Source organism: Bacteroides sp. OF03-11BH, from assembly GCF_003604005.1.
Classification (GTDB): domain Bacteria; phylum Bacteroidota; class Bacteroidia; order Bacteroidales; family Bacteroidaceae; genus Bacteroides; species Bacteroides ovatus.
On sequence record NZ_QTMW01000035.1, the window covers coordinates 51,048 to 58,539 of the forward strand.

At 40.5% G+C, this 7,492-nt stretch carries 6 protein-coding genes; 1 reads left to right on the top strand and 5 read right to left on the bottom strand.

What is annotated here, in order from left to right; all coding sequences use genetic code 11:
* Window positions 1-20: 20 nt before the first annotated feature.
* From DXA54_RS20390 to DXA54_RS20410, 5 genes are read right to left on the bottom strand one after another with little or no spacing between them, the layout of a single operon-like run.
* Entirely contained in the window at window positions 21-1,037 is a 1,017-nt protein-coding gene (locus DXA54_RS20390) for an energy transducer TonB (protein WP_008647352.1), read from the bottom strand.
* Window positions 1,030-1,647: a radical SAM protein gene (locus DXA54_RS20395; RefSeq protein WP_008647354.1), complete on the bottom strand. Its 618-nt coding sequence runs from the start codon at window positions 1,645-1,647 to the stop codon at window positions 1,030-1,032. Before DXA54_RS20395 ends, DXA54_RS20390 begins: the two co-directional genes overlap by 8 nt.
* The gene (locus DXA54_RS20400) at window positions 1,644-4,814 is read right to left on the bottom strand and encodes a UvrD-helicase domain-containing protein (protein WP_008647356.1); all 3,171 of its coding nucleotides are present in this window, start codon (window positions 4,812-4,814) and stop codon (window positions 1,644-1,646) included. Before DXA54_RS20400 ends, DXA54_RS20395 begins: the two co-directional genes overlap by 4 nt.
* A gap of 8 nt (window positions 4,815-4,822) precedes the next feature.
* Complete coding sequence (locus tag DXA54_RS20405; protein WP_004308167.1) at window positions 4,823-5,449, bottom strand: YhcH/YjgK/YiaL family protein; 627 nt, start codon at window positions 5,447-5,449, stop codon at window positions 4,823-4,825.
* The gene (locus DXA54_RS20410; RefSeq protein ID WP_004300457.1) at window positions 5,446-6,054 is read right to left on the bottom strand and encodes an RNA polymerase sigma-70 factor; all 609 of its coding nucleotides are present in this window, start codon (window positions 6,052-6,054) and stop codon (window positions 5,446-5,448) included. The genes DXA54_RS20405 and DXA54_RS20410 overlap by 4 nt, the downstream gene beginning before the upstream one ends.
* Before the next feature lie 161 nt (window positions 6,055-6,215).
* On the opposite strand from DXA54_RS20410, the gene DXA54_RS20415 reads away from it, so the two are divergent.
* The gene (locus DXA54_RS20415; protein ID WP_120080541.1) at window positions 6,216-7,208 is read left to right on the top strand and encodes a FecR family protein; all 993 of its coding nucleotides are present in this window, start codon (window positions 6,216-6,218) and stop codon (window positions 7,206-7,208) included.
* Window positions 7,209-7,492: the final 284 nt, after the last annotated feature.

Genomic DNA, 7,492 nt, shown 5'->3' on the forward strand with positions numbered 1-7,492 from the left:
GTTTTTTCTAATTCATATATTTATTGTGCCCGGAACATAACCGGAACGGTGAAATAAACGGCTACTTTAGTACCATCTTCCAGTTCTCCGGGTTTCCATTTGGGCATTTGGTTGATGACGCGTAATGCTTCCTTGTCCAGGTAAGGATCTATGCCACGTGCAACTCTGGGTTTGATTATATTGCCTTCTTTGTCAATGATGAACTGAATTATAACACGTCCCATGCACATATCTCCCTGTGCTATTGTGGGATACTGGATTTTTTTTGCAAGAAACTGCATGAGAGCTTGCTGGCCTTCAGGAAATTGAGGCATAACTGGAACTTCCTCGTAAACGTTAGGATAGTTTATACGAGTATAAGTGATTCTCAATTCCGGGCCATACATCGCACTGAATGAGAGCATCAGATTGTATGTCACTTGTACTGTCTCATTTGCCAACATGCCAGGTGTCCAACGAGGAATGAGAGACATGACCCTTAATATTTCAGCTTCAACTTTGGGATGTGTCTTGCGAGTAATCTTTGGGTTGATAACTTGTCCGTCATGATCTATAGTGAATTGTACATCAGTGTATGTATTATTAGCAATACTATCTATTTCTGAATAACGAAGATTTTCTTTCAGAAATTCTATAAATTTTGCTATTCCTCCGGGAAATTCCGGTAGCTTCTCCGGACCATAAAAAGGAGCTTCTCCTTTCATGTCTTTTTCTTGTATCAGGCTGTCAGCAGTAATGGTCCAATTCATTTTAGGGCATTGTAGTGTTTCTGCGTTCAATGAAGTAGGAGGTATTATTGTAAGTATGCCAGTTGATAGTCCAAACAGAGTGATAGCCTTACCTACACGGCGTTTTCGTTCAAGCTGTTGCTCCAAATATCGAACTTCAGCTTCGCATTTGGGGCAAGTACCCAAACAATCTCCTTGATACTGACATTCAGAAGTAATGAATTCAATATCATTCGCTTCTGCTATCTGCCGACGAATCTCTTTTAAGATTTTACAGGTTTGTTTTCCTCGTGCCATGGCATTAATCATTAGGGGTTTTATAGGTGAATCGGTCGAATCGGGTGATTCCCATTTCTTCCAAAAGCTCTATGCTGTAGTCTACATCTTTCTCCGTATTATAAGAAGGAATGAGCGGTGTTCGAATGATAATTTTTCCGGCTTTGCCTTCTCCGATTAAATACCGGAGATTGCATAAAACCCTTTCATTACCTTTTCCGGTATATCGCTGATAAATGTCATTATTCATGTCTTTGATGTCGACGATATAATTATCTACAATAGAAATCAACTCTTCTACATTCTGTAGTGGAACATTGAGAGACGTTTCGACAGTGATTCTCCATTCCGGTCCGCAAAGTTGGCGAAACTGCCGGATGAACTCATTTTGCAATAATGGTTCTCCACCTCCAAATGTGACTCCTCCGCAGCTCGCCAGAAAGTAAAGTTCGTCTTTGCGTACTTCCTCGTAGAGTTGGTTACAATCGTATCTCTCCCAAACGCCATCAGGCTGTAGAGAAGTTGGATTGAGACAATATTTGCAACGCAACGGACAGCCATGGAAAGCAACTAATGTTGTAACTCCTTCACCGTCAATCGTTAGTCGATGGCGGGCAATGCCGATGAGAGGAACAGCTTTCATACTTTTTCTATTTTTTCTTCATCCACATACCACAAGTAGCCGGTGATATTCTTATATCCCATCTTGGTAAGAAGTTGCATATATCCTTTCACTTGTTTGTTATATTTAGGATTTTCCTTACCAAACTTGAAATCGACTACAACAACCTGATCGTCTTTCATCATTACACGATCCGGACGACGGGTTTGCAAAACTCCTTTTTCTTTATAGATAATAGCACATTCATTAAACAGTGTCCATTTTCCGGAATACCAATCTTGAATTTTAGGAGAAGAAAAAGCTTTCTTTGCAACTTCACGAGCCACTTTTTCTTTCTCGTCATTTCTGATAACTCCTTCAAAAATAAGCCGTTCGATGGCTGGATCAATATCTTCTGCTGTTTCGATGACAGAAAATAAAGTATGTAACATACGTCCGCGGTTGATAAAGCGGTCGTCCGAATCTTCTTCTTCAATGCCCTGAATGAAGTCAGCAGAGCGGTTGGACTGACGAAATTCAATATCATGCCGCATGGATTCCATCCGAATAGGGAGTTTCTCTGGTTTCTGGGTTAGCTTGTTTGTGGATGTCTTGATTCTTTCTTTTTCGGAAGGGCATAGTTGTCCTTGCTCGTAACAGTCTTCTTCCCAGTCAATCCCTTCTTCTTGGGCTACTATCGGTAGGGTGTTTGCCAATAGTTCGGACATGGTACCTTTTTGACTTTTTCTACTCCAGATAATGAGATTTTTTCCAGCGCGGGTAAAAGCAACGTATAGTAGATTGAGATTATCTACCCAAAGTTGAAGACGTTCTTGCAGGTAGTCGTTACCATAAATCGATTCAGCCATTTGGGTGGAATAGTTAATAGGAAGAATATCCAATGTATTGAATGGTGCTGTTTGCGGGGCACACCATACAAGCTGATTATTGGTTTCATTCTCCAGTTTCCAGTCGCAGAAAGGAAGGAGTACGGTATGGAATTCCAATCCTTTGGATTTGTGTATGGAGAAAATCCGGATACCTTCTACTTCTCCACTCGGAATTGTTTTACTGCATAATGTTTCGTCCCAATACCGGATGAATCCGTCTAGCTCGGAAGAGTTGCTTTGCAGATAATCGATCACCGCATCAAAGAAAGCAAATAAATAGGCATCCTGATCTTTGATAAGATTCATCTCAAATATGCTGAAAAGTTCTTCTAAAAGCTCATAGAGAGGCATTAACCTTAGTTCCTTTGTCTTTTCAAGAAAAGCGGCGGGAAGATAATTCTCGGCAGGGAGGAGTAGGAGAGTATTCCAATCCAGTCCTTTCTGTAAAACCTCGTTTTGATAGGCTACGGCCAGTTGGGCACGTGCTATTTTATTATTTTCATCGGAAAGGAATCGCAGTGCATCCAACATCATACAAATGGCAAGAGAGGCGTCAAGGCGGAAGGCTTCGTCTGATGCCACTTTATAGTGTAGCTCCTTATCGAAGTAGTCGGCGATTCGAGGAATGCTTTTATTTTTTCGTACCAGGATGGCTATATCATTCAGTTGTACTCCGGAGGTGAGGAGATGTTGCACTTCTTCTCCCAAGCTAATTAATGTCTGTTCGGTATAATCATGTTCTTCGTCGGGTTCGAGAAAAGAGACTTTTACATATCCTTTTTCTGTACTTCGGGGAGATTTCTGCACAACGTCGGCATAAGCTTTCTGCAGATCCTCACAATCCTTGCCTAACTGTTGCTTATATACTCCGTTCAGATAGTTGGCGGCAGCTGTGAAGATTTGGTTATTAAACCGGATAACATTGGTTTCACTTCTCCGGTTGGTAGCTAATGTCTTGACGCGGATCGGGAAATGTTCGATGTGATTATTCAGGCTGTTGAGAATTCCCCAATCGCCATTTCGCCAACGATAAATGGATTGTTTAACGTCTCCTACAATCAAACTGTCTGCTCCTTGAGACAATCCTTCCAGTAAGAGCAATTTGAAATTTCCCCATTGCATCCGGCTGGTATCCTGAAACTCATCTATCATGACGTTATGGATATTCGTTCCTATCTTTTCGAATACAAAAGAGGAGTCACCGTCTTTCACCAGTTGATGGAGCAGGGCATTCGTATCTGATAATAGAAAACGATTGTTGTCGTGATTCAACTGACGTACTTCTTCATCGATATTGGCGAGGAGTTGCACTTTGTTGAGATGTTGCAGGGATAATCGGCAACTATTCAGTAACAAATTATTCTTGGAACGTAACTTTTCAGCATCTTCCAGAATTTGCATGAGACTAGAGTTGGCTAAATTAATGATGTCCGCGTAGCGGGGAGAAGTCTTGGTTGCCCAGTTCTTTGCGTCTTCCAGACATTTTTCTACTGTAGCATTACGGATATCATTGCCTAAAATACCATTATTAAGTTTACGAAAATAACTTCCGATTCCGCGTGAACCGTTTTTCAGATCATCAGCAGTCAGTGCGTGTCCATCCAGTTCTCCTTCGAATTGGTCGTAGAATCCTTTCATTTGCTCCAGAATTTCCGTTTCCAGCGCTTTCAGTTGCTTGCGATACTCTTTGATGGTATCAGGGTTTCGTAACCGTTGCCGGAGTCCTTCTCCCTTTTCAATATAACCTTCATCGAAAATATTGCGTCCGAAACTTTTTACTTCGTCCGACACGTTCCAACGTTTATCGTCGGCAATTCGTTCGTTGATATAATCGAGTAACCATGCGAGAACGGGAGAAGTGGGTCCTAGTTTCTCAATCATGCTATCTACAGCGTCACTAAGAACTTCGGTGTTATTTAACTCAATATTCAGATTCGGGCTAAGTTCCAGTTCCCGTGCGAGATTGCGCATGACAGATTGAAAAAATGAGTCGATAGTCTCTACCCTGAACCGGCTGTAATCATGCAGCATATAGCTAAGGGCGACGCCTGCCGCTTCCCGTATCTCCTGTTCGGTTTTTCCTGTCTCTTCTTTAATTCGGTTGAGGTAGGCTTCGGAATCTTTATCGCCTATCTGTATGCCGTAAAGCTGACTAAGAATGCGTTCTTTCATTTCTGCAGTTGCCTTATTGGTAAAGGTGACAGCGAGAATTTGCCGGTAGGCGCGGGGATTGAGAATTAACAGTTTGATATATTCCACTGCCAGGGTAAATGTCTTACCCGAACCTGCGGAGGCTTTATAGACTAAAAGTTCACTCATGTTTCTGTTTATGGGATATATTCGATTTTAGCAACAATGACCCGTATGTCCTCCGGTTCTTTCCCTGCCTTTACCAATGCCTGATGAAAGTTTTTGGGGAAGAACATGAAGAATGTATCCGGAGTGGAATCTACATATTTTATTTTCTTGGCTTTGTAGAAAGTAACATCCGGTTTGTATTCAGTGATAGGCTCTGCATATTCTGCTGAAGTAATTCCGAAACGTTCGGTGCCTTTCACTACATATTGCAGATCAATACCATGGCGGTGTGCTTCGATTTTACGTTTACTGACATCTTGTGTTGTTGCATCCTGTACATTGATGTAACAATGTTCGCCATCCACTTCATATCGTCCGGCAGGCATATTCGCAAGGTCGTGGGTAGCTAGCCATTGGAAAGTCTTGTCCCACACTTTCTGGTTCTTATGATATTGTGACGCAAATTCCTGATAATCGGTTGTTTTATGAGGCATTGCCTTCAGTCCGTTTGCCCATTCTTGTTTTTGTGTCCATTGACGGGCTTGTTTAAGAGTCCAGTTATCAGCGGATTCTTGTGAACACACGTTTTCAGTGAAGAAGAAAAGAAAAAGTCCGATAAACAGGCTTGAACTACTAAATACAAATTTTGATTTCATGATTGTTCGAAAAAATTAGGTCCGAAAATAAGTATGAATAAAGGTAGATAGTCTTTTAAAGCTACTCGCAATAACTTTAAGGCTTGTCCAATCCTGTAATTAATCGTTTGTGGAGATACATTCAGCTTCTCGGCAATTTCTTTATGCGTCAGATGTTGATTGCGGTTCATCTCGTAAGCTTCGAGATATTCTTTCGGAAGTTTTTTTAGTGCTTCTTCATATAAACGGAAAAGCTCATCACTCAAATAGAAGTCCGGGTTATTGAACTCACTATCATATTTATCAACGATTTCCTGATGAACTTTTCGTTTGATCTCAAAATGGGAAAGACGGTTGAGAGCTTTGTTCTTGACAATCGTAAAAAGAAGTGTTTTGAGTGTCAACTCTTCCATAAGAGTGCAACGATTTTCCCACAGCCACATCATCGTTTCTTGTACAATCTCCTCTATTTCTTCCTGCTCACCTACATACTGGGAACAAAAAGCACATAGCCTACGGAAATAATGTCTGTAGACGACGTCAAAAACTTTTTCTTCTCCTGCTTTTAGGGCAGTGATAACGGACTTATTATTATTAATATCCAAATATATCGGAGATTGTGACATTCTCTTTTAATTTATGTAAGACAAAAATAATGAAAGAAGTAGATAAATGAAATAAAAATGCGAGAAAAAATATTTTTTTCTTTTTCTCTTTAGTATATTTGTGCTCACAACTGTATTACTACAAAGGTATTATAGTTTTTTTTGTAAAAAGATAAAAGAGCATGGATGAAACTATCTTGGTGAATTACCTGCAAGGTGAATGTAATGATGAAGAAGCTGCTCGGGTGGAAGCTTGGTGCGAGGAAGGGCCGGAAAACCGGAAAACTTTGGAGCAACTTTATTACACTCTCTTTGTAGGTGAGCGTATAGCGGTGATGAATACTGTAGATACAGAGGCGTCATTGGATCAATTTAAATCAGCTATCAGAGAAAAGGAGAAAAAGGCTAAGCGGAAAAGTGTTTCAATCCGTTGGGGACGTTATGCTACTGTGGCGGCTGCTTTTCTTACCGGACTCGTTTTTGCCGGTGGAATTGCCTGGGGATTACTTTCTAATAAGCTTTCGGATTATGAGGTGATAACTGCTGCCGGACAGAGAGCGCAGACTGTGTTGCCGGATGGTAGTAAGGTATGGCTGAATGCATCTTCAAAAATAGTTTATCATAATTCTTTATGGAGTTCGGATCGTCAAATCGATTTGTCGGGTGAAGCCTATTTTGAAGTGTCTCATGATAAACATGCTCCATTTATAGTAAATAGTAAGCAAATCAAGACTTGTGTGCTTGGTACGAAATTTAATGTGCGTGCACGCCAAGATGAGAATAGGGTAGTGACTACCTTGCTTCAAGGACTGGTACGGGTAGATTCTCCGCGAACGGAAGAGAATGGTTATTTGTTGAAACCGGGACAGACATTGAATGTAAATACGGATACTTATCAAGCAGAGTTAATTGAATATAACCAACCTACAGATGTGCTTCTCTGGATTAATGGCAAGTTGGAATTTAAGCAACAGTCTTTATTGGAAATAACCAATATTATGGAGAAGTTGTACGACATCAAATTTATCTATAAGGATGAAGCATTGAAATCAGAACGGTTTACCGGTGAATTCTCTACTGATAGCACTGCTGATGAGATACTGAATGTATTAATGCATACCAATCATTTCTCTTATAAGAAAGACGGACGGATTGTCCGAGTGATGAAGAAATAAGAGATAGGTTAGTGTTTCTAAAAGGCTGTCTAATTAGATCTTGACAGATTAAGGTTTGTTCGTTATATAAAGATGTGAAGTGCTCCCAAAAGTTAGATACATAACTTTCTGGGGGCATTTCACATATATGTAGTGGCAAACTGATTGGAATGGGATTTGATTAGATAGTCTTTAAAACGAGAAATCACCCTCACTACATGACTGAACTGCACTCCTTAAGTTTTGTGTTCAACTTTTGGTAAGTATTCGGCCAACTACAGGTATTAAACCTTTATATACAACAA